This window comes from Bacillus sp. CH30_1T, assembly GCF_008364765.1.
Taxonomy (GTDB): Bacteria; Bacillota; Bacilli; order Bacillales; family Bacillaceae_B; genus Rossellomorea.
On sequence record NZ_VTUY01000005.1, the window covers coordinates 211,677 to 234,004 of the forward strand.

The 22,328-nt window shown below is 42.1% G+C and carries 18 protein-coding genes and 1 other annotated feature; of the genes, 16 read left to right on the top strand and 2 right to left on the bottom strand.

The window, feature by feature from the left end; all coding sequences use genetic code 11:
• The first annotated feature begins 134 nt into the window (after positions 1 to 134).
• The 5 genes from lon (at position 135) to F0342_RS12550 (ending at position 5,768) form a co-directional block, all read left to right on the top strand.
• Positions 135 to 2,459 carry an endopeptidase La gene (gene lon, locus F0342_RS12530; RefSeq protein WP_149156264.1) on the top strand — a complete coding sequence of 775 codons (2,325 nt, stop codon included), beginning with the start codon at positions 135 to 137 and terminating at the stop codon, positions 2,457 to 2,459.
• Positions 2,456 to 3,040: a ribosome biogenesis GTP-binding protein YihA/YsxC gene (gene yihA / locus F0342_RS12535; RefSeq protein WP_149156265.1), complete on the top strand. Its 585-nt coding sequence runs from the start codon at positions 2,456 to 2,458 to the stop codon at positions 3,038 to 3,040. Before lon ends, yihA begins: the two co-directional genes overlap by 4 nt.
• A 444-nt stretch (positions 3,041 to 3,484) precedes the next feature.
• Positions 3,485 to 4,267: a transporter substrate-binding domain-containing protein gene (locus tag F0342_RS12540; RefSeq protein ID WP_149156266.1), complete on the top strand. Its 783-nt coding sequence runs from the start codon at positions 3,485 to 3,487 to the stop codon at positions 4,265 to 4,267.
• A 96-nt stretch (positions 4,268 to 4,363) separates the two neighbouring features.
• Positions 4,364 to 5,011: an amino acid ABC transporter permease gene (locus F0342_RS12545; RefSeq protein WP_148969847.1), complete on the top strand. Its 648-nt coding sequence runs from the start codon at positions 4,364 to 4,366 to the stop codon at positions 5,009 to 5,011.
• 34 nt (positions 5,012 to 5,045) lie between these two features.
• A complete protein-coding gene (locus tag F0342_RS12550) occupies positions 5,046 to 5,768 on the top strand; it encodes an amino acid ABC transporter ATP-binding protein (protein WP_188048537.1) in 723 nt (240 codons plus the stop codon).
• Between the two features lie 58 nt (positions 5,769 to 5,826).
• Here F0342_RS12550 and F0342_RS12555 read toward each other — a convergent pair whose 3' ends face one another.
• On the bottom strand, positions 5,827 to 6,315 hold the full coding sequence (locus F0342_RS12555; protein ID WP_149156267.1) for a LiaI-LiaF-like domain-containing protein: 489 nt from the start codon (positions 6,313 to 6,315) through the stop codon (positions 5,827 to 5,829).
• Positions 6,316 to 6,717: 402 nt separating this feature from the next.
• On the opposite strand from F0342_RS12555, the gene hemA reads away from it, so the two are divergent.
• The 8 genes from hemA (at position 6,718) to ysxE (ending at position 15,718) form a co-directional block, all read left to right on the top strand.
• Positions 6,718 to 8,070 carry a glutamyl-tRNA reductase gene (gene hemA / locus F0342_RS12560; RefSeq protein WP_149156268.1) on the top strand — a complete coding sequence of 451 codons (1,353 nt, stop codon included), beginning with the start codon at positions 6,718 to 6,720 and terminating at the stop codon, positions 8,068 to 8,070.
• A 15-nt stretch (positions 8,071 to 8,085) separates the two neighbouring features.
• A complete protein-coding gene (locus tag F0342_RS12565) occupies positions 8,086 to 8,919 on the top strand; it encodes a cytochrome c biogenesis protein (protein WP_149156269.1) in 834 nt (277 codons plus the stop codon).
• Between the two features lie 17 nt (positions 8,920 to 8,936).
• On the top strand, positions 8,937 to 9,869 hold the full coding sequence (gene hemC / locus F0342_RS12570) for a hydroxymethylbilane synthase (RefSeq protein ID WP_149156270.1): 933 nt from the start codon (positions 8,937 to 8,939) through the stop codon (positions 9,867 to 9,869).
• Positions 9,869 to 10,660: a uroporphyrinogen-III synthase gene (locus tag F0342_RS12575; protein ID WP_149156271.1), complete on the top strand. Its 792-nt coding sequence runs from the start codon at positions 9,869 to 9,871 to the stop codon at positions 10,658 to 10,660. The genes hemC and F0342_RS12575 overlap by 1 nt, the downstream gene beginning before the upstream one ends.
• A gap of 27 nt (positions 10,661 to 10,687) precedes the next feature.
• Positions 10,688 to 11,662, top strand: a complete 975-nt coding sequence (hemB, locus tag F0342_RS12580; RefSeq protein ID WP_149156272.1) for a porphobilinogen synthase — start codon at positions 10,688 to 10,690, stop codon at positions 11,660 to 11,662.
• Positions 11,663 to 11,717: 55 nt separating this feature from the next.
• Complete coding sequence (gene hemL / locus F0342_RS12585; protein WP_149156273.1) at positions 11,718 to 13,010, top strand: glutamate-1-semialdehyde 2,1-aminomutase; 1,293 nt, start codon at positions 11,718 to 11,720, stop codon at positions 13,008 to 13,010.
• Between the two features lie 307 nt (positions 13,011 to 13,317).
• Complete coding sequence (spoVID, locus tag F0342_RS12590) at positions 13,318 to 14,559, top strand: stage VI sporulation protein D (protein WP_149156274.1); 1,242 nt, start codon at positions 13,318 to 13,320, stop codon at positions 14,557 to 14,559.
• A gap of 130 nt (positions 14,560 to 14,689) precedes the next feature.
• Complete coding sequence (gene ysxE / locus F0342_RS12595) at positions 14,690 to 15,718, top strand: spore coat protein YsxE (protein ID WP_149156275.1); 1,029 nt, start codon at positions 14,690 to 14,692, stop codon at positions 15,716 to 15,718.
• 36 nt (positions 15,719 to 15,754) lie between these two features.
• On the opposite strand, the gene F0342_RS12600 is transcribed toward ysxE, so the two are convergent.
• Positions 15,755 to 15,943, bottom strand: coding sequence for a hypothetical protein (locus F0342_RS12600; RefSeq protein WP_044339496.1), 189 nt, complete (start codon positions 15,941 to 15,943; stop codon positions 15,755 to 15,757).
• Between the two features lie 164 nt (positions 15,944 to 16,107).
• Positions 16,108 to 16,334: a binding site (T-box leader), on the top strand.
• A gap of 70 nt (positions 16,335 to 16,404) precedes the next feature.
• Here F0342_RS12600 and F0342_RS12605 point away from each other — a divergent pair.
• The 3 genes from F0342_RS12605 to F0342_RS12615 all read left to right on the top strand — a co-directional run bounded on the left by F0342_RS12605 (position 16,405) and on the right by F0342_RS12615 (position 22,319).
• Complete coding sequence (locus F0342_RS12605) at positions 16,405 to 19,056, top strand: valine--tRNA ligase (protein WP_149156276.1); 2,652 nt, start codon at positions 16,405 to 16,407, stop codon at positions 19,054 to 19,056.
• 143 nt (positions 19,057 to 19,199) lie between these two features.
• A complete protein-coding gene (locus tag F0342_RS12610; RefSeq protein ID WP_262481727.1) occupies positions 19,200 to 20,501 on the top strand; it encodes a bifunctional folylpolyglutamate synthase/dihydrofolate synthase in 1,302 nt (433 codons plus the stop codon).
• 105 nt (positions 20,502 to 20,606) lie between these two features.
• Positions 20,607 to 22,319, top strand: a complete 1,713-nt coding sequence (locus tag F0342_RS12615; RefSeq protein ID WP_149156277.1) for a diguanylate cyclase — start codon at positions 20,607 to 20,609, stop codon at positions 22,317 to 22,319.
• The last annotated feature ends 9 nt before the right edge of the window (positions 22,320 to 22,328 follow it).

The window sequence follows — 22,328 nt, forward strand, 5'->3', positions numbered from 1 at the left end:
TTGAATGAAAGAGAAAATGGAATAAACGATAAACGGTTTTGAATAAAGTTGTAAATACCTATTTAATAGACACTACCTAGTAAATAAGTTAGAATTGTACAAAGACTTAGAGCAAAAATTCGGAGGTGTTATATGTGGCAAATCAAAATAATTTAACGGTTCCCCTCCTTCCATTAAGAGGCTTACTTGTGTATCCAACAATGGTCTTGCATTTAGACGTTGGACGTGAGCGCTCCGTACAAGCTTTAGAAAAAGCAATGATGGATGATCATTTAATTTTCTTAACCACTCAAAGAGATATGAATATAGATGAGCCAACACAAGAAGATTTTTACGAAATGGGAACTCTTACAAAGGTAAAGCAGATGCTTAAATTACCGAATGGAACGATCAGGGTTCTGGTTGAAGGTTTAAACAGGGCGTCTATTGAAACATTTACTGAGCAAAAAGACTTTTATGAAGTGGAAATTAAGGAATTCAGAGATTCCGATGTGAAAGAATCGGAAACAGACGCTTTAATGAGGACGTTATTGAATTATTTCGAACAATACATAAAGCTATCAAAAAAAGTTTCAGCAGAAACGTATTCCACTGTTTCAGATATTGAAGAGCCGGGAAGACTTGCGGATATCGTTGCCTCCCATCTTCCGTTGAAAATGAAAGAAAAGCAAAATGTTCTTGAAACACTGGATATTAAAAAGCGGCTTCAAATGGTGATCGAGACCATTAACAATGAAAAAGAAGTGCTTAGCCTTGAGAAAAAAATCGGGCAGCGAGTGAAGCGTTCCATGGAAAGAACCCAAAAAGAATACTACTTACGGGAACAAATGAAAGCCATTCAAAAAGAATTAGGCGACAAAGAAGGAAAAACCGGTGAAATTGAAGATTTAACGTCTAAGATTGAACAAGCGGATATGCCGGAGGATGTTGAAAGAACTGTATTGAAAGAGCTGGCCCGCTATGAAAAAGTGCCATCCAGCTCTGCTGAAAGCTCTGTCATACGTAATTATATCGAATGGCTTGTATCCCTTCCATGGTCTACTGAAACTGAAGATCAATTGGATATAAATCGTTCTGAGCAAATCTTGAACCGAGATCATTACGGTCTTGAAAAGGTAAAAGAAAGAGTGCTTGAATACCTGGCAGTTCAACAGTTAACACGATCTCTAAAAGGACCTATCCTGTGTCTTGCCGGACCTCCGGGTGTCGGGAAAACCAGCTTAGCCCGCTCAGTGGCTGAATCACTTGGTCGAAACTTTGTCCGGATTTCCCTTGGAGGCGTTAGGGATGAGTCAGAGATCAGAGGTCACAGGCGTACGTATGTGGGTGCGATGCCAGGCAGAATCATTCGGGGCATGAAAAAAGCAGGTACCATCAACCCTGTCTTCCTCCTTGATGAGATTGACAAAATGTCAAGTGATTTCAGAGGTGATCCTTCTTCTGCGATGCTTGAAGTGCTTGATCCAGAGCAAAATTCGAACTTCAGTGATCACTATATTGAAGAAACGTATGATTTATCCAACGTCATGTTCATCGCAACGGCGAATGATTTATCGACCATTCCTGGTCCACTCCGAGACAGAATGGAGATCATCACGATTGCAGGTTATACAGAGCTTGAAAAATTAAATATCGCGAAGCATCATTTATTAGAAAAGCAGATCAAAGATCATGGCTTAAACAAATCGAAGCTTCAAGTCAGGGATGAAGCGATTGTTGATATTGTTCGCTATTACACAAGAGAAGCCGGGGTGAGGAGTTTAGAACGCCACCTGGCAGCCCTTTGTAGAAAAACGGCGAAAATCATTGTTTCTGGTGAGAAGAAGCGAGTTGTGATCACGTCCAGTAATATTGAAGAGTTCCTGGGGAAGAAAAAGTTCCGATATGGTCAAGCAGAAGTAGAAAACCAAATCGGAGTTTCAACAGGCCTTGCTTACACGACCGTTGGCGGAGATACTTTGCAGATCGAGGTATCCTTAGCACCTGGTAAAGGTAAGCTTGTGCTGACAGGAAAATTGGGAGATGTCATGAAGGAATCCGCTCAGACCGCATTTAGTTACGTTCGTTCGAAAGCGAAAGACCTTGGGATCGACGAGTCATTCCACGAAAAACATGATATTCACATCCACGTTCCTGAAGGGGCAGTTCCAAAAGATGGTCCTTCAGCAGGGATTACCATTACAACGGCACTCGTATCAGCACTGACAGGTAAATACGTCAATCGTGAAGTAGGAATGACAGGTGAAATGACTCTTAGAGGAAGAGTCCTTCCAATCGGAGGAGTGAAAGAAAAAACATTAAGCGCTCATCGTGCTGGAATTAAAACGATTATCCTTCCTAAAGATAATGAAAAGGATATAGATGACATTCCTGAAAGTGTGAGGGGAGAATTAACGTTCATCCTCGTATCCCATATTGATGAAGTCTTAGAGAAAGCATTAGTAGGTGAAAAGAAGTGAAAGTAAATCAAGTTGAGCTAGTCATCAGTGCAGTCAGGCCTGAACAATATCCTGGCGATTTTCTTCCGGAGTTTGCCTTAGCGGGGCGCTCGAACGTAGGGAAATCCTCATTCATCAATAAAATGATCGGTCGTAAGAGCATGGCAAGGATTTCATCCAAGCCGGGTAAAACCCAGACACTGAACTTCTATAAAATAGAAGAAACCCTCTATTATGTGGACGTACCCGGATATGGTTTTGCCAAAGTATCCAAAACAGAACGGGAAGCATGGGGGAAGATGATTGAAACATACATCACTTCCCGTGAGCAGCTAAGGGCGGTTGTCCTGATCGTGGACCTGCGCCATGCGCCCACCAATGATGATGTGATGATGTACGATTTCCTCAAGCACCACGAGCTTCCGTGCATCGTCATCGCCACCAAAGCGGATAAGATCCCAAAAGGCAAATGGCAGAAGCACCTGAAAGTTACAAGAGAAACGCTAAATATGGACAAAGAAGACGATCTCATCATGTTCTCTTCCGAAACGGGCCTTGGAAAAGACAAAGCCTGGGACGCTATCAAGTCGTACTATAAATAAGCCTTAAAAAGAACTGATTTCCGCATAAGTGGAGATCAGTTCTTTTTTATTACTAGCGCTTTTTGTAAACTTTGTTGCTTTCTCACCATCCAGCACTCACTGACTGACAGAGCTTTTGCAGATCTTATGTTATAAATAATTACTTGAGTAACAGGTTTTTCATTACTAAATAATGACAACACCAATCTAGCTTAAAAGTAGTATAAAAGAGGGTCTACTGAAGTCCGTATAAGGTTTATTGTCCTATAACGCCAAAGTATATGAAAGGAAATAAAAGGATAGAGGCGCATATTTACCTGTAACTGAGCTGAATCCGCTTCATCCACTAAAATGGAAAATTATAAGCTGTGGAAGCTATATTTGAATTTTGAGAATTTTCTCTTTTGTTGATAAAATTATGAAAGATTAAAAATATTACAAGCTACATAAGGGGGACTCTAGCCAGTGAAGAATTGGAAAAGCCTAGTCTTGTTAGTCATTTCTGTGCTACTTCTATCAGCCTGCGGCGACAAAGCCACAACGGAGAATGGTGCGAAGTTAGTAGAGGAAGGCAAATTTATTTATGCAGCTTCAGGTGAATTTAAGCCATTCAGTGTAACGAATAATGATGGAACCATGTCAGGTTTCGATATTGAAGTGGCAGAAGCTGTTGCGAAAGAAATGGGTCTTGAACCCGAACAAAAGAAATTTAAGTTCGCAGGAATTGTAGAAGGAGTGAAATCGGGTCGTTTTGATGCAGCAGTTGCCAGCCATACGATCACGGATGAACGCTTGAAGGAAGTAGACTTCTCAACTCCTTATTATTATTCCGGCCCTCAGATTTTTGTTCGTCCGGACAGTTCTGTAGAAACGCTTGATGATCTGGAAGGTATGGAGATTGCCGTTTCTAAGGGATCTACTTATGCAGAGACTGCCCAGGGGATAACGGATAATATTCAACAATATGATAGTGACGTAGTCGCATTAGAAGCTTTAAATAAGGGCAAGCATGATGCCGTAATTACCGACTTCATTACAGGGAAAGAAGCGATCGCTGCAGATTTGAATATCGAAGCCCGTGAGCTGATCGGCCGCAGTGAGCAAGCCATCGCCGTAAGCAAAGAAAATGAAGCGTTACTGGATGAAATTAATAAAGCTCTTGAAACATTGAGAGAAGACGGTACGCTAAAGAAAATCAGTGAAAAGTACTTTAATACAGATATCACATCAGATCCTGAAGAAGAGTAAAGGCAGCATGACACAGAGCGAATGTGCTTCTATGCGCATTCGCTTTTTGTCCGTTTTCGGGAGGTTACACGTATTGAATAGACTGGAGGGAAGTTCATGCATTTTTTTGAAACCTTAACAAGTACATATGATGTATTTCTTAAAGGAATGTTACTAACATTCCAATTAACCTTTGTATCTGTTCTGATTGCGATTGTGATTGGTTTGTTTTTCGCTTTTCTCAAGATTTCCGGAATTAAGCCATTGGAACTTTTAGCGGATTTATATATTTTCGTTGTACGTGGAACACCATTGATTGTTCAAATCTTTATTTTCTACTTCGGATTAACCTCATTAAATATCTCAGGCTTCTGGTCTGTCGTGATGGGACTTGCCTTCCATAATGGTGCCTATATCGCCGAGATATTCCGTGGAGCCATTCAATCCATTGATAAAGGACAAATGGAAGCGGGACGGTCTCTCGGGATGTCTCTTGGATTGTCCATGAGAAGAATCATTTTACCCCAGGCATTCAGACGTGCCCTGCCTCCACTGGGTAATCAGTTCATCATTGCATTAAAGGATTCATCTCTTGCATCATTCATAGGGATGTTCGAATTGTTCAGTGTGGCAACGACGCTTGGTTCCAACAACTTCGATTACATGACCTACCTGCTCGTTGTAGCGATCTATTATCTGGTTCTGGTACTGGTGTTCTCAACGATTGTCAATATCATAGAAAAACGGATGTCGGTTAGTGATTAATAAAGATGCGGGAGGGATGAGTGTGAGTCAGGAAATGATTAAAGTTGAAAAATTAAATAAATCCTTTGGTGATTTACATGTATTGAAGGACATTGATATCAGCGTAAAGGAAAGTGATGTGGTTTGCCTCATTGGAGCCAGTGGATCAGGGAAGAGTACATTGCTCCGCTGCTTAAACTTCCTGGAACTGAAAGACAATGGAAAGGTTGTCATCGAAGGCGATGAAGTCAACCAGGATACACATGATTTAAATAAAATCCGTCAAAAAGTAGGAATGGTGTTTCAACATTTCTACCTTTTCCCTCACAAAACGGTCCTGGAAAATGTGATGGAAGCACCTGTTTATGTCAAAGGGGTTTCGAAAGCAGAAGCAAAGAAGGATGCGAAAGAGCTATTAAAGAAAGTCGGCCTGGGAGATAAGGAAAATGTCTATCCATCCAAGCTATCCGGTGGACAGAAACAGCGTGTGGCCATTGCGAGGGCTCTTGCCATGAAGCCTGAGATCATGCTCTTCGATGAACCCACCTCTGCACTGGACCCTGAATTGGTCGGAGAGGTTTTGGCAACCATGAAGGAGCTTGCTTTAGAGGGGATGACGATGGTCGTCGTGACCCATGAAATGGGGTTTGCCCGCGAGGTAGCCGATTGGGTCGTGTATATGCACGATGGCAGGATCGTGGAAGTGGGGCATCCACAGGAATTATTCAATGCTCCAAAAGAGCAGCGTACAAGAGAATTTCTGGATTCAGTTCTATAATAGTTCGTACAAAAAGCCCGGATGTAATTTCCGGGCTTTTATTATGGATTATATGGAATTATTTTCTCTTTATAAACAATAAGTAGACACCGATTCCAATAATGATAATCGGCCAGAATTCCCAAGCAGTCTCCACATTACCTCCTATGAAGCCAAACCATCCAACCACTTTGTCATAGAATAATAGAATGATAGACAGGGTTAAAAAGAGCACCCCTTGAAATAGCCCTGCTCTCGTTTTCTGGTACCTGAGCAGAAAACCCAATGCAATGATCAGAATGAAAGTCCCTATGTGATCCGGCCAGATTTCGAGTTTATTGACAACATGAAAATGGAGACCGAATCCAACGAGGATCGTACCTGGTAATATCGCTTCATGATCTCTTCCGGCATATCCCTGTCCGAGAAAAGCCAGTCCAACAATTATCAATAATGTCGGCCATGTGAAAAACTCCTGAAACAGGACTATGTTCGCTTGCTGTAAGTAAAAGTATGCTCCGAAGCCGATTAAGATCATTCCTGGGAAAATTCTTTGTTGTTGTTTCATACTCTTCCTCCCGTATCTTTTTATACTAAATGTTTTAAATACTGTTTTTTCAGGGAAAATAATACATAATAATAAATATAAGCCCAGATGTCTCGGCAAATAGGTGAAAAACCTTTCCATTACTTGATTCTTTAGGCTTGTTTTGGTACCCTACATTAGTAGGGAATGTCGAAATATGAAAGATTTTTTTAGAATTGAAAATGCTTTCATGCTCATTCTTTATTAATCTTAAATGTATATGATGAAATGAATGATTTGCAAGTACCGGAAGAAGCATGCCTTCTTACCTTTATAAATGTATCATACTTAGGTTTCAATTTCTGTTCACATTTTGGTGTCGGGAGCTTTTTAGGACATGTTATAATAAGAGTAATGATTTTAGTTGGGGGTGTAGTGCATAGCATGTATACAATAGTCGTTGGTTTGAATTACAAAACGGCCCCTGTTGAGATTCGTGAGCGTTTATCATTCAATGAAACTGATCTTCCTTTCGCTATGAAGGCTTTAAAGGAAAAGAAGAGCATTCTGGAAAATGTGATTGTTTCTACATGTAATAGAACGGAAGTCTATGCAGTAGTGGATCAGCTTCATACAGGTCGTTATTATATTAAAGATTTCTTATCTCAATGGTTCGATATAGATAAAGAGGAGTTCACGCCTTATCTGTTCATTTATGAACAAGAAGGAGCAGTCGAACACCTTTTTAAGGTTGCGTGCGGATTGAATTCAATGGTGTTGGGGGAAACCCAGATCCTCGGACAGATTCGTTCAAGCTTCCTGAATGCACAGGAGTCAGGAGCGAGTGGTACAGTATTTAATCATCTGTTCAAGCAGGCAGTGACGGTAGCCAAAAAGGGTCACTCAGAAACAGATATTGGTTCCAATGCTGTGTCTGTCAGCTATGCAGCCGTTGAATTAGCTAAAAAAGTATTCGGCAGCCTGGAGAAAAAGCATGTTCTTATTCTTGGTGCCGGTAAAATGGGAGAACTGGCGATCCAGAACCTTCATGGCAGCGGAGCCACTAAAGTGACGGTCATTAATCGTACGTATGAAAAGGCTCAAACCTTGGCAGACCGTTTCAGCGGTAATGCCAAAACACTAAAGGAGCTTCAATGTGCCCTTGTAGAGGCGGACATTATGATCAGTTCCACCGGTGCAAAGGATTTTGTTATCACAAAAGAGATGATGTCACATGTCGAAAGAATGAGAAAAGGTCGTCCTCTTTTCATGGTGGACATTGCGGTACCTCGTGACCTGGATCCTTCCATAGGAGAATTAGAAAGTGTTTTCCTTTATGATATCGACGATTTAGAAGGCATCGTTCAGGCGAACCTGGCTGAGCGAAAGAAAGCCGCTGAGGAAATCGAAATCATGATTGAAGCTGAAATTGTAGCTTTTAAAGAGTGGTTGAATATGCTTGGAGTTGTTCCGGTTATTTCAGCACTGCGACAAAAAGCACTCTCCATACAAGCCGAAACGATGGAGAGCATCGAACGGAAAATGCCTGACTTAACTGATCGGGAGCGAAAAGTGTTAAATAAGCATACGAAGAGTATCATTAATCAGTTGTTGAAGGATCCGATCCTTCAAGCGAAGGAATTAGCAGGACTTCCTGATGCTGAAGATAAACTGGATTTATTCATCAATATCTTTAATATTGAACAACAAGTGCAAGAGCAGAAACAAGTGAAAGCAGCCAATGAAAAGACTGAGAGCGAACTTAAGCTTGTACCACAGCCTTCTTTTCAAGCATAAGTGAGGTTATTGTCTATGTTTGAACAAACGATGACTAGGCTGCATGAACTTATGATTGTTCTGTATGCTATTAGTATTCTCTTTTACTTTATAGATTTCTTAAACAAAAACCGGAAGGCGAATGTGTTTGCCTTCTGGTTACTTGCGATTGTTTGGATCCTTCAAACAATCTTTTTATTTCTCTACATGATGAATACAGGCAGGTTTCCGGTCCTCACCATCTTTGAGGGACTTTATTTTTATGCCTGGGTACTCATCACCCTGTCACTTGTCATCAATCGATTATTAAGAGTTGACTTTACGGTGTTCTTCACAAATGTACTCGGATTCATCATCATGGCGATCCATACGTTTGCACCGGTACAGGTAGAGTCACAGGCGGTGGCAGAACAGCTCGTATCTGAATTATTGTTGATTCACATTACGATGGCGATCCTTTCATATGGCGCCTTTTCGTTATCCTTTGTGTTTTCCTTGCTTTACCTCCTGCAATTTAAACTTTTGAAGGAGAAGAAGTGGGGACAAAGGTTATGGCGGATCAGCGATTTGTCCAAACTTGAGAAGATCTCATATATATCGAACTCCATTGGTGTAGCCATGCTTCTATTGAGCTTGATACTGGGACTGCAATGGGCATATATCAAGCTTCCGGATTTCATTTGGTATGATCCGAAAATAGTTGGCTCATTCATTCTATTAATTTTATATAGTAGTTATTTATATCTTCGCATTAAAAAGAATGTATTTGGTAAGTCATTAGCTTTACTTAATGTTGCAGCCTTCTTGATCATTTTAATTAACTTTTTCTTGGGCAGTCGGTTGTCTTCATTTCATTTCTGGTATTCATAAGTTTTCAGGAGGTCATTATGAGAAAAATCATTGTTGGATCGAGACGAAGTAAATTAGCACTGACACAAACAAACTGGGTGATCAATCAGTTGAAAACACTGGACCCCTCTTACGAATTCGAAGTGAAGGAAATTGTTACAAAAGGTGACCAGATCCTTGATGTCACCCTGTCAAAAGTCGGTGGAAAAGGCTTGTTTGTAAAAGAAATTGAACAAGCGATGCTGGATAAAGAAATCGATATGGCCGTTCACAGTATGAAAGACATGCCAGCGGTTTTACCTGAAGGACTGACCATCGGATGTATACCGGAACGTGAGGATCACCGTGATGCGTTCATCAGTAAAAATCATGTAGCGCTTAAAGATTTACCGGGTGGTGCAATCGTAGGAACGAGCAGTCTGCGCAGAGGAGCACAGATTTTATCCGTTCGTCCAGATCTTGAAATCAAATGGATCCGAGGTAATATCGATACGCGCTTAACTAAGCTTAAGAATGAGGATTACGACGCGATTATCCTTGCAGCGGCAGGGTTATCTCGTATGGGCTGGACATCAGATGTTGTAACGGAATTCCTTGACCCTGACCTTTGCCTTCCTGCAGTAGGACAAGGTGCGTTATCCATTGAATGCAGGGAAGATGATTCTGAGTTGCTTGAGCTTCTTCAGAAGTTTGCTTGTGTTGAGACGACTGAGACCGTTACGGCTGAAAGAGCTTTCCTTCATAAAATGGAAGGCGGATGTCAGGTGCCAATTGCAGGATTTGCTGAGCTGAAAGACAATGGGGACGTAGCTTTAATGGGGCTTGTGGCTTCACCTGATGGGAAAACAATCTATAAAGAATACATGGTGGGTCAAAATCCTCAGCAAGTAGGGGAAAACGTCGCAAAAAGCTTAACAGACCTGGGAGCTAAGGCTTTAATCGATCAGGTGAAAGAGGAGCTAGATCAATAATGAAGGGTAAAGGGCCTTTAGAAAACATAAAGGTTTTGATTACTCGCGGAAGTGAGGGATCCAGTGAAACGGCTTCCCTCATAGAAGACGTGGGAGGGGTTCCGATTGTGGTGCCGCTCCTTCATTTTCAACCTAATGAAGATGAGTGGGAAACGAATCTTCAAACAACCATACATACGTACGAATGGATTATTTTCACCAGCAAAAATGGAGTAAGATTCTTTCTTCATGCATTGAAACGATTACAGCTCGATTTATCCTCTTTTTCCGGGAAATTTGCTGCAGTCGGAAGTATAACGGAACGCTATTGCAGGAAATATGGAATTCCTGTTTCCTTCGTGCCTGAGCATTTTACAGGGGATGACTTTGCAGAAGAATTCATTTCGAAAGTGAAGCCTTCAGGGGACGTCCTGATTCCTAAAGGGAACCTGGCAAGAAACGTCATTGCTTCGAAGCTTGTCTCTGCAGGGGTGTCCTGTCAGGAATGGATTGTCTATGAAACCGTCCTTCCAGAAGGGAGCATCGGACAGTTGAAGGACATCATTGAAGAAGAAAAACCTGATATCATTACGTTTACCAGCTCATCAACGGTTCATCATTTTATGAAGGTGGTCGATCAGTACAGCCTTCATGATAAAATCCGGGATATACCCATTGCATGCATTGGTCCCATTACAAAAAATACGGCTGAAAAGTACGGATTACATGTAAAAATCTGTCCCAGCATTTATACTGTAAATGAAATGGTAAACGAAATGGAAAAATTTATCATAAATAGATCATCAAAATAAAACTTTATTTACTTAGGAGGTTTACACATGAAAGATCTGCATTTTAACCGTCATCGTCGCCTGCGTACATCAGATCATATGCGTGCGTTAGTAAGAGAAACTCATCTGAGAAAAGAAGATTTAATTTATCCACTGTTTGTAGTGGAAGGGGAAAATATTAAGAATGTCGTTCCTTCCATGCCAGGGGTTTTTCACATTTCCCTGGATAACTTAAAAGCAGAAATGGATGAAGTGGTTTCCTTAGGGATTAAATCCATCATTTTATTTGGAGTTCCAGCTGAAAAAGATGAGGCAGGAACACAAGCTTATCATGACCACGGAATCGTCCAAAGAGCAACCCGATTTGTGAAGGAACATTATCCTGAGCTTGTCATCATTGCCGATACTTGTCTATGTCAATATACGAGCCACGGGCATTGTGGAATCGTAAAAGATGGAAAAGTACTGAATGACCAAACGCTTGATCTATTAGCAAAAACGGCGGTCAGCCAAGCTGAAGCGGGAGCTGATATCATTGCCCCTTCGAATATGATGGATGGGTTCGTTGCAGCGATCCGCCACGGTTTGGATGAAGCCGGCTATCATGATGTGCCGATCATGTCATATGCCGTTAAGTACTCCTCAAGCTTCTATGGTCCATTCCGTGATGCAGCACACTCTACTCCGCAATTCGGAGATCGCAGAACGTATCAGATGGATCCTGCCAATCGCCTCGAAGCGTTAAGAGAAGCACAGTCGGATATAGAAGAAGGCGCAGACTTCTTAATTGTCAAACCTGCCCTTTCCTATTTAGATATCATGCGGGAAGTGAAAGACCGTTTTAATGCCCCAGTTGTCGCTTATAACGTAAGTGGAGAGTACAGCATGGTGAAAGCAGCGGCTCAAAACGGCTGGGTAAACGAACAGGAAATCGTAATGGAAAAACTGACAAGCATGAAACGTGCGGGTGCAGACCTTATTATTACGTATTTCGCAAAAGATGTAGCGAATTGGTTATCCTAAATGGTGGAAAGTTCCTGTAAGGATGACGAAAAGATCACTAAAGGAGGAAACCGGAATGCGTTCATATGAGAAATCGAAGCAAGCGTTTAAAGAAGCAGTAAAACTGATGCCTGGCGGAGTAAACAGTCCTGTACGGGCATTCAAGTCCGTAAAGATGGATCCTATTTTCATGGAAAGAGGAAAAGGAGCTAAAATTTACGATATCGATGGAAATGAATATATTGACTATGTTCTATCCTGGGGACCACTCATTCTTGGCCACAGCAATGACCGCGTGGTGGAGTCCATTAAAAAAGTAGCGGAAAACGGGACAAGCTTTGGTGCCCCGACAGAGATTGAAAACAAACTTGCCGAATTAGTCATTGAAAGAGTTCCGAGTATCGAAGTGGTCCGTATGGTGTCTTCTGGTACGGAGGCGACGATGAGTGCCCTGCGTCTTGCGCGTGGATACACTGGACGCAATAAAATCCTCAAGTTCGAAGGCTGCTACCACGGTCATGGAGATTCATTATTAATCAAGGCAGGATCAGGTGTTGCAACTCTCGGATTGCCCGACAGCCCTGGTGTACCTGAAGGCGTAGCAAAGAATACGATTACGGTGCCTTATAATGACTTGGAAAGCATACGTTATGCCTTTGAACAATTTGGCGACGACATCGCTGGTGTGATCGTAGAACCTGTTGCAGGTAATATGGGTGTCGTTCCACCTCAGCCGGGCTTCCTGGAAGGCCTTCGTGAAATAACGGATAATCATGGTTCTCTGCTGATATTTGATGAAGTCATGACTGGATTCCGTGTTGGATACGGATGTGCCCAAGGCTATTACAATGTAACTCCGGACTTAACTTGTTTAGGAAAAGTCATTGGTGGAGGTCTGCCTGTAGGTGCATACGGCGGTAAAGCTGAAATCATGGAAAGAATCGCTCCAAGCGGTCCGATTTATCAAGCCGGAACCCTTTCAGGGAATCCATTGGCCATGACGGCAGGATACGAAACCCTGAGCCAGCTGACTCCTGAAACATACACAGAGTTCGCACGCAAAGCAGACCTGTTGGAAGAAGGCTTAAAGAAAGCAGCAGAAAAGCATAACATCCCTCACAGAATCAATCGTGCAGGCTCCATGATCGGGATCTTCTTCACGAATGAAGAAGTAACCAACTACGAAGGTGCGAAATCATCAGATCTAGAGATGTTTGCCGATTACTACCGTGAAATGGCCAATGAAGGTGTATTCTTACCACCTTCCCAATTCGAAGGACTATTCTTATCGACAGCTCACACAGATGAAGATATTGAAAAAACCCTTGAAGCAGCGGAAAAAGCGTTTGAGAAGATTAGTAAGAAGTAATGAGGTAGCCGATCCTTTGAGGGATCGGCTATTTTTTATGGGGTGCGGGGCTGGGAGGAATGTGTCGAATATTGTAGATCGGTCGATATAATGAAAGGACGGTTGATAAATCCATTTCAATGTCGATAAATCAAGATAACGATTGATATATCCAAACGACCAACATCAATCCGGTACACACCCCGGTTTCTAAATCAAAATCACCACACTTTTCGTTTTCCTATCATAATCCCCCTTTTCGGTTCATAAAGTGATAATGGCATTGTTTACTATTTCTTTGTTTGGAACCTGAAAGGAGGAATTTCTTTTGTCACAAGAACAACAATCGTGTTTGCGATTTTCCTTGGAAGAATCAATTTGGTTTAAAAAAGGACAGGAAGTTGAAGAATTACTATCTATCTCCTTAGATCCTCATATAACGATACAAGAGCAAGAGCAGTACGTACTCATCAGGGGAAGCCTTGATCTTTCCGGTGAATATTTACCAACCTCACCGAGGGAGGAAGAAGAGGAAGAGTTTGAAGCGGGTGGTAAGTTTGTTCAAATAGTAGAAAAGAGGGAAAAAGGTGAGTATGAATTTGTCCACCGTTTCCCGGTCGATGTGACGATTCCAAAAAATAGAATTGCCAACTTGGGCGATATCGATGTGTTCGTTGAGTCATTCGACTACATGGTTCCCGAGAATGCCTGTCTAAAATTGAATGCCGATTTAACGATTACAGGGATTTATGGAGAACAGCAGGCGCATACTCCCCTTGAGGCTGAATTTAGCAGAGAGGAAGATTACGAGCCGCTTTACCGTTCGAGTGCAGTTGCCGAAGCTGAAGAGGATACAGCGGAGGAAGAAGTAGAAACAGAAGAAGTGCAAGAAGAAAGAGAAGAAGTATACGAGTATGAGAACTACGACGTCGAAGAATTAACGGTGAATGCTGGAGACCTGGATTCTGAAAAGGATTCTGAAGGCGATTCTGAAGAGGATTCTGAAGACGACGAGTACCAGCCGTTTAATCTGGAAGGACGGACTCCGCCAGCTGAAGAGGACGATGAGATACCCGTACAAATCCAATACGATGCTCAGCCTGCTCATACCCATGAGGAAAATTATTTCCGAAAAGAAAACGTGTTTGAAATGCCACAACATGAACTGAGCGAGTCATCTGAAGAACAGCCGGCTGAACCAAAGGCTGCCTATACACCACCTCCTAAATACAAGCAGCAGGAGGAAGAAGAAGAGTCCTCTTCATCATCCGCAGTAGAAGCAGAGATGGAAGATAGCGGAGAAGAGAAGGATGAAAAGAAAAAGAATAAAGGTAAAAAGAAATATGAGACCATTTCCCTTACCGATTTCTTTGCGAGAAAAGAGGAGGAAAAGGGTGCAACATTAAGGGTATGCATTGTTCAAGAGGGGGAGACCCTGGATTATATCGCAGAAAAGTATGATCTAACCATTCCTCAGCTATTGAGGGTCAATCAACTTGAAGCCAATCAAGACGTATATGTAGGGCAGGTTCTATATATCCCGAAAAGCGAATATGTCTTCAAGGGTTAAAGGAATATAGCAAAGTCGCTCCCATCTGAGAAGAGCGCAATTGCAATATAGGAGGAACTACGGGGCTGACACCAAATTCATTGGAGTTAGTCCGTTTTTTTTAGAAAAGTAATCTTAGAAGGTGAGAGGTATGGTACAAACGCTGGAGGGATTAAAGCCTGTCTTACAACCTTATGGTGTCGAACCCCATTTTGTTGAGAATTTCGGGAAGATTTCCAAAGTATTCTCCAATAAAGGGACGCTTGCAGTGAAGCAGCTACCTGCCCAAACTGGAGTTGACTTTGTCAGGAATGTACAAATGTTGTTTCAGAGGGGATATAACCGGATTGTTCCGATCTATCCGACATTGGATGGGCGCTATGCGGTGTGGAATGATGGGCAGTTATACTATGTGATGCCCTGGCTCATGAACCTGGAAAGAGAAGATCAATTTGAAAAGCATCAGAAAATGTTCAGGGAATTGGCGAGACTTCATACTCTTTCCTCCCAGGAAGTAAAGATTGATAAGGAAGAGAGAGAATCTCATTACGAGCAGCTGACTTCCAGGTGGGATAAAGAACAGCAGTTTCTTGATGAGTATGTGGAAACATGTGAAAGGACTACGTATATGTCTCCTTTTCAATTCCATTTTTGTATGTACTATAAAGACGCTTCCCAAGCACTGAAATTTTCAAGGAAAATGCTGGATGAATGGTATGAGGAAACGAAGGAGCTTGAGAAGGTCAGGACCGTCATTACACATGGAAAGGTATCGACGGAGCATTTTTTATTCGACGAAAGAGGCTTGGGTTATTTTCATAACTTTGAGAACTCAAAGATGGCCTCACCATTCCATGACCTGTTGCCGTTTTTGTCCAGAACATTGAAAACCTATCCAAAGTATTATGAGGAATGTATCGAGTGGCTCACCACGTATTTTCAGCATTTTACCGTGCGTAATGAAGAGCGGCTCTTGTTCATGAGTTATTTAGCTTATCCAAGCTCTGTCATCGCTGTGGTGGAAAAGTATTTTCATACAGCGAAGGATAAGCGGAATGAACGGAAATCTCTTAAGAAGCTGCAACGTCATTACTGGCTTCTGAAAAACACGGAATACGTGGTCATGCGTTTAGATGAAATGGAAAAAAAGAAGCAGGAGCAGGCGGCCGAGGCAGAATAAAAAAAGGACTGGCGAAGTCCACATTTCGTCAGTCCATTAAATCCAATCGAAATAAATGGCAAGGCCTATACCGATAAAAAGAGTTAAAAGAAGGACATCAAAAGTGGTGGGAAGCAAAATGGTCCGGACCCCTTGAAAGATCGTAAAGGGTATGATGAATTGCTTACATATTAACCGGGCGTTCCCCATCCATTTCTGCATGGTGTATTGATTGATTTTCTTCATATTCGTCCACTCACTTTCCTGGGTATATTCACTACTTTATTCTATGAATTGAGAAAAAGAATGGTGCCTGAGTAGGCGAAATGAATATTTTTATGAAAAATTGGCGATAATGATTGACGAAAGTTTATCTTTTCCTATACTATAATGAGTAAATAAATAATACCTGAAAAGCAATGAACAGGAAGAGTACATTGATCCTTACTTTCAGAGAGGAAAATCGTTAGCTGAGAGATTTTCTACGTTAAGACAATGGAAGGTCGCCTGAAGAGCTGTTTCTATGAATTTCAGTAGTAGAAGCCGGTTAAAAGCCGTTATGATCGTCGAGAGTTCAGGAGGCTTATTTCTCCTGAGAAAAAAGGTGGTACCGCGAATGGAATCCTTCGTCCTTTTCATAGGACGGGGGATTTTTTTATTTTTATTAGAAAAGTGTAGTAATTCGCACAAATATAGGAGGAAAACAAATGGAAACTCAAGATCAGCAATTATCTATGCCGACAAAATATGATCCAAATGCCATTGAGCAGGGCAGATACAAATGGTGGCTGGAAGGTAAATATTTCGAAGCCAAAAACGATAAGGAGAAGGAGCCGTACACAATTGTCATTCCTCCTCCGAACGTAACAGGAAAACTTCATCTTGGTCATGCTTGGGACACAACCCTGCAAGATATCCTGACTAGAATGAAGCGCATGCAGGGATATGATGTATTATGGCTGCCGGGTATGGACCATGCCGGGATTGCGACACAGGCGAAAGTGGATGAAAAACTTCGCAATCAAGGCATTTCACGTTATGACTTAGGTCGTGAAAATTTCGTAGAAGAAACATGGAAATGGAAAGAAGAATATGCTGAGCATATCCGTCAGCAATGGTCTAAGGTTGGATTAGGCCTGGATTATAGCCGTGAGCGTTTCACGTTGGACGAGGGCTTGTCGGAAGCAGTACAAAAGGTATTTGTCGACCTTTATAACAAAGGCTTAATCTACCGTGGTGAATACATCATCAACTGGGATCCGGCAACAAAAACGGCCCTTTCAGACATAGAGGTCATTCACCAGGATGTACAAGGTGCATTCTATCATATGAAATATCCGTTGGCAGATGGAAGTGGTCACATTGAAATTGCCACAACCCGTCCAGAAACGATGCTTGGAGATACGGCCGTTGCGGTTCACCCGGAAGATGATCGCTACAAGCATCTAATCGGCAAAACCGTTACCCTTCCTATCGTTGGACGTGAAATTCCGATTGTCGGGGATGATTACGTTGATATGGAATTTGGTTCCGGTGCAGTGAAAATTACACCTGCCCATGACCCGAATGATTTCGAAATCGGAAACCGTCACAATTTAGAGCGTGTTCTTGTCATGAACGAAGACGGAACGATGAATGACAAGGCGGATAAATACCAAGGCATGGATCGTTTTAAGTGCCGCAAAGAAATTGTAAAGGACCTGCAAGAAGCAGGAGTTCTATTCAAGATTGAAGAGCATATGCATTCAGTCGGTCACTCAGAAAGAAGTGGAGCGGTGGTTGAGCCTTACCTTTCGACTCAGTGGTTCGTTAAGATGGATCCTCTGGCAGAAGAAGCGGTGAAACTTCAGCAGGATGAGAACAAGGTCAACTTTGTACCTGATCGCTTTGAAACGTCTTACCTGCGCTGGATGGAAAATACGCGTGACTGGTGTATTTCCCGTCAGCTTTGGTGGGGACATCGCATCCCGGCCTGGTACCATAAAGAAACAGGTGAAATCTATGTAAACAACGAAGCACCGGAAGACATTGATAACTGGACTCAGGAAGAGGATGTCCTGGATACATGGTTCAGTTCAGCTCTATGGCCGTTTTCAACGATGGGCTGGCCTGATCTGGATGCAGAAGACTTTAAACGCTATTATCCAACGAATACACTAGTGACCGGCTACGATATTATCGGTTTCTGGGTATCGCGCATGATCTTCCAAGGACTGGAGTTCACAGGAGAACGTCCATTTAAAGACGTACTGATACACGGACTGGTTCGGGATGCAGATGGACGCAAGATGAGTAAGTCATTAGGGAATGGTGTAGATCCGATGGATGTCATCGAAAAGTACGGTGCCGATTCACTTCGCTACTTCCTATCTACAGGCAGCTCACCAGGGCAGGATTTACGTTTCTCCTTTGAGAAAGTAGAATCTGTTTGGAACTTTGCGAATAAGATCTGGAATGCATCACGCTTCGCTCTTATGAACATGGACGGAATGACGTATGACGAAATTGATCTTTCCGGTGAAAAATCAGTTGCGGATAAATGGATTCTTACACGTTTAAATGAAACAATCGAAACTGTGACACGATTAGCCGATCGTTATGAATTTGGTGAAGTGGGACGCGTTCTTTACAACTTCATCTGGGATGATTTCTGTGATTGGTATATTGAAATGGCGAAACTTCCTTTATATGGAGAAAATGAAGCGGCTAAGAAAACAACCCGTTCGATTCTGGCCCATGTACTCGACAACACAATGAGACTTTTACACCCATTCATGCCATTTATTACCGAGGAAATATGGCAGAACTTGCCGCATCAAGGCGAATCCATTACTGTAGCTGCATGGCCGACGGTTCAAGATGAACTTACAGACCAAGCGGCAGCAGAAGAGATGAAGCTGCTCGTTGACATCATTCGTGCTGTACGTAATGTACGTGCAGAGGTGAACACTCCGATGAGCAAGCAGATCAACTTGATGCTGAAAGCAAAAGATGCACACACGCTAACGATCATCGAGAAGAACAAAGCGTATATTGAAAAATTCTGTAATCCAGAGAAGCTGGAAATGGGTACAGATTTAGATACACCGGATAAAGCGATGACGGCGGTTGTAACTGGTGTAGACTTATTCCTTCCATTAGAAGGGTTAATCAACATCGAAGAAGAAATTGCCCGTCTTCAAAAAGAACTGGAGAAATGGACGAAAGAAGTTTCCCGCGTTCAAGGAAAATTAAACAACGAAAAATTTGTGAGCAAGGCGCCTCAAAATGTAGTAGATGAGGAAAAAGCAAAAGAAAAAGATTATTTAGAGAAACAAGCGACTGTTAAAGCAAGAATCGAAGAGCTTAAATCACTATAATCTTTTGAACAGAGAATAAGAAGAGGGCTTTAGATTCGGGTCTGATTGTTAGGGGTGAGGGGATGCATGAAGGTTTTTCTCTCCAGCAATCTGCCCTGACCTGAGCCCTCTTTCTAATGAAACCTTAAGGGGAGTGACTGAAATTGTTAACCTATGAGAAGGCCGTTGGATGGATACACTCAAGACTCAGACTTGGAATCAAGCCGGGTCTAGAGAGAATGCAGTTCTTGTTAGAGAAACTTGGGAATCCTCATGAAAATATCAAAACCGTTCATATCGGGGGAACAAACGGAAAGGGATCCACTGTAACCTATTTGCGAAATATATTACAGGAATCAGGGTATTCAGTAGGCACCTTTACTTCACCATATTTTGAACGGTTCAATGAGAGGATCAGCATAAATGGAGAGCCTGTTACTGATGAAGATTTAACTCTTCTTGTGGAAAAGATAAAGCCCATTGCCGAAAGCATGGAGCATTCTGATTGGGGAACCCCTTCTGAATTTGAAGTCATAACAGCTATGAGCTTTTATTATTTTGCCAAAATGCAACCGGTCGATCTCGTCCTTTATGAGGTTGGGCTTGGAGGAAGGCTTGATTCGACGAATGTCATTACACCTATGGTTTCAGTCATAACGAGTATCGGTCTGGATCATATGCAATTTCTGGGAAGCAGATTAGAAGACATAGCCTTTGAGAAAGCTGGGATCATCAAACGTTCTGTTCCTGTCATTTCAGGGGTTCACCAGAAAGAAGCGGCTGAAGTGATAAGTAAGAGAGCGTTGGAAATGAATAGTGACCTGTTTGAACTTGGAGAAGATTTTTCTGTGGAACGGAAAGCCTTACTTGAAAGAGGTGAGAGATTCCATTACACATCTCCTGTCCAAAATGAAACGTATGAACTTTCCATGTTAGGTGCCCATCAAATCAATAATGCAGCGATTGCAATTAAAGTGATAGAGCTCCTTAGTGAAAAGCATAAAATAGCAAGTACCCATATCAAAGTGGGACTAAAAAAGGCATCATGGCCAGGCAGAATGGAAGCTCTATCATACAATCCCGGGATTTATATTGACGGTGCCCATAATCCTGAAGGGGTACAAGCCTTGGTGAAAACCATAAAGGATCGATTTATCAATAACAGAGTAACCGTTCTTTTTTCGGCACTCCACGACAAAGAATTGAAACCGATGGTCACTCAATTGGAAGAAGCTGTGGAGGCAATTGGATTTACGACCTTTGACTTTCCACGAGTCGCGTCAGTTGAAGATCTTTATGAATTATCTTCCCATCCAAATAAGAGGAAAGTTCACCAATGGAGAGACTACCTTACTGAAAAAATACAAGGCATGAAAGAAAAAGATGTCCTGTTAATAACAGGTTCACTATACTTTTTATCCGAGGTAAAACCATATCTAGTGGACCAATTGGAAAATAACAAGTGACTTTATTGGACTGCTTTGATAAAATATTCTTAAACTTGTGACTATTTAACTAGTATAGTATGATCAAACTATATTAAACTGATTGTGGACCTATGGGGGATAGATATGACGTTATCCGTAAAAAAGAAGCTGTACATATTGCTGGCCTGGCTGGCCGTTGTACCCGCTGGTTTGTACATTGCCTATCAATACTATCCTCCTGAGAATATTGCAGGAAATGAGTTAGAGCTATTAACATTGGTGGCTTTCGCTACTTTTATCCCGCTTATGCCCATTGTGATAAATGGTGCGACCATCTTCTTCATCCAGTGGGTGACTCTTGTAGGGTTTATAAAGTATGGTTTATTTGTTGAAATCATCCTCATGCAGTTCTCTATTATTCCATTACTCATCCGGCTTCAATTGACCAAAAATGATTGGCATAGAATCCCCTTGAATTCAGTCATGTTCTTTATCGTTTCATTAGTCAGTGGTCTGGTATATTTTCTATTCGGAGGAGAAGTCGGATTAAGAGATATCAGTCAATTAATCTTTCCTATCCTGAGTTATCAAATAGTCTCGATCATGGTTAACCAGATATTGCTTCTGCTCTATCAACACTATCTGGTAAATAGTGATGTCCGCTTTTACAGCAAGGATTTTGTATGGGATTTTACGGCAAACATGATCATGTTCCCTCTTTCTTTATCACTCTATTATTTAACGTTTGAGCTGGGAGCCTTCGCTTCTTTATTGATTGGTATCCCTTTTGTGAGTTTATCGATCATTTTAAAGATGTATAACTCATCTGAAAAGATCAATGAATACCTTCAAAAAGCGGGTGAAATCGGTCACCAGTTAACGGAAAGCCTTAAAGTAAATGAAGTGCTTGATATATTCATCGAGAAAATCATTGAGACCCTGCCGGTTGAGTATGCCTATATCCTTGATTGTAAGGAAGAAGAACTTGTCCTGTTAAGACGGGTTGAAAATGGAGAAATGAAGTCTAATAACCTGCGTCCATTAAAGAAAAGCCAGGGGATCAGCGGTGTAGTGTGGGAAACAGGGAAGTCCGTCCTCTATACTTCACGATCTGAATGGACCGGGATCGCTGAAGGGTACATGCCTGATGGAGTGGAAAGCGTTCTGTGCGTACCCATTGTAAGAAGTCAAAAGGTACGAGGGATCCTTCTATTGGCTTCTTCCAAAAAGAAAGCCTATGAAAAATATCAATTGATGATCGTCGATATTTTATGCTCCTATTTCGGAGTGGCGATCGAAAATGCAAGGCATCATGAACGAACGAAGAAAAACAGTGAGCGATGTGCCCTGACAGGACTATATAATTACCGCTACTTTGAAGATCTCCTGTCACTGGAATTCAGTCATCTCGATGTTGGGAAAAGGGAGAGTCTATCCCTTATCATGCTCGACCTTGATCATTTTAAGGTCATTAACGATAACTATGGTCATCAGAGCGGTAACGAAATCCTGATTGAACTTGCAGACCGCCTTCGTACCCTTATTGATACCAGGGGAACCGTTGCAAGGTATGGAGGGGAGGAATTTGTCATCCTTCTTCCGGATTCGAAACGGGATGAAGCGCTCAGCCTGGCAGAGCATGTCAGGGGTGCGATAGCCAACAAACCCTTCACCATCCATGATAGTCTGGATGAATCCAACAAACAGATGATGGTCCGGATCACTGCAAGCATCGGGGTCTCAACCGCACCTGAAGATGCTGAAGATACCCTGGCACTCATCCGCCATGCGGACCGGGCGCTTTATACGGGGGCGAAGCAGGCCGGGCGGAATCGGGTGGCGCAGTATGTGAAATGAGTTCGGGAA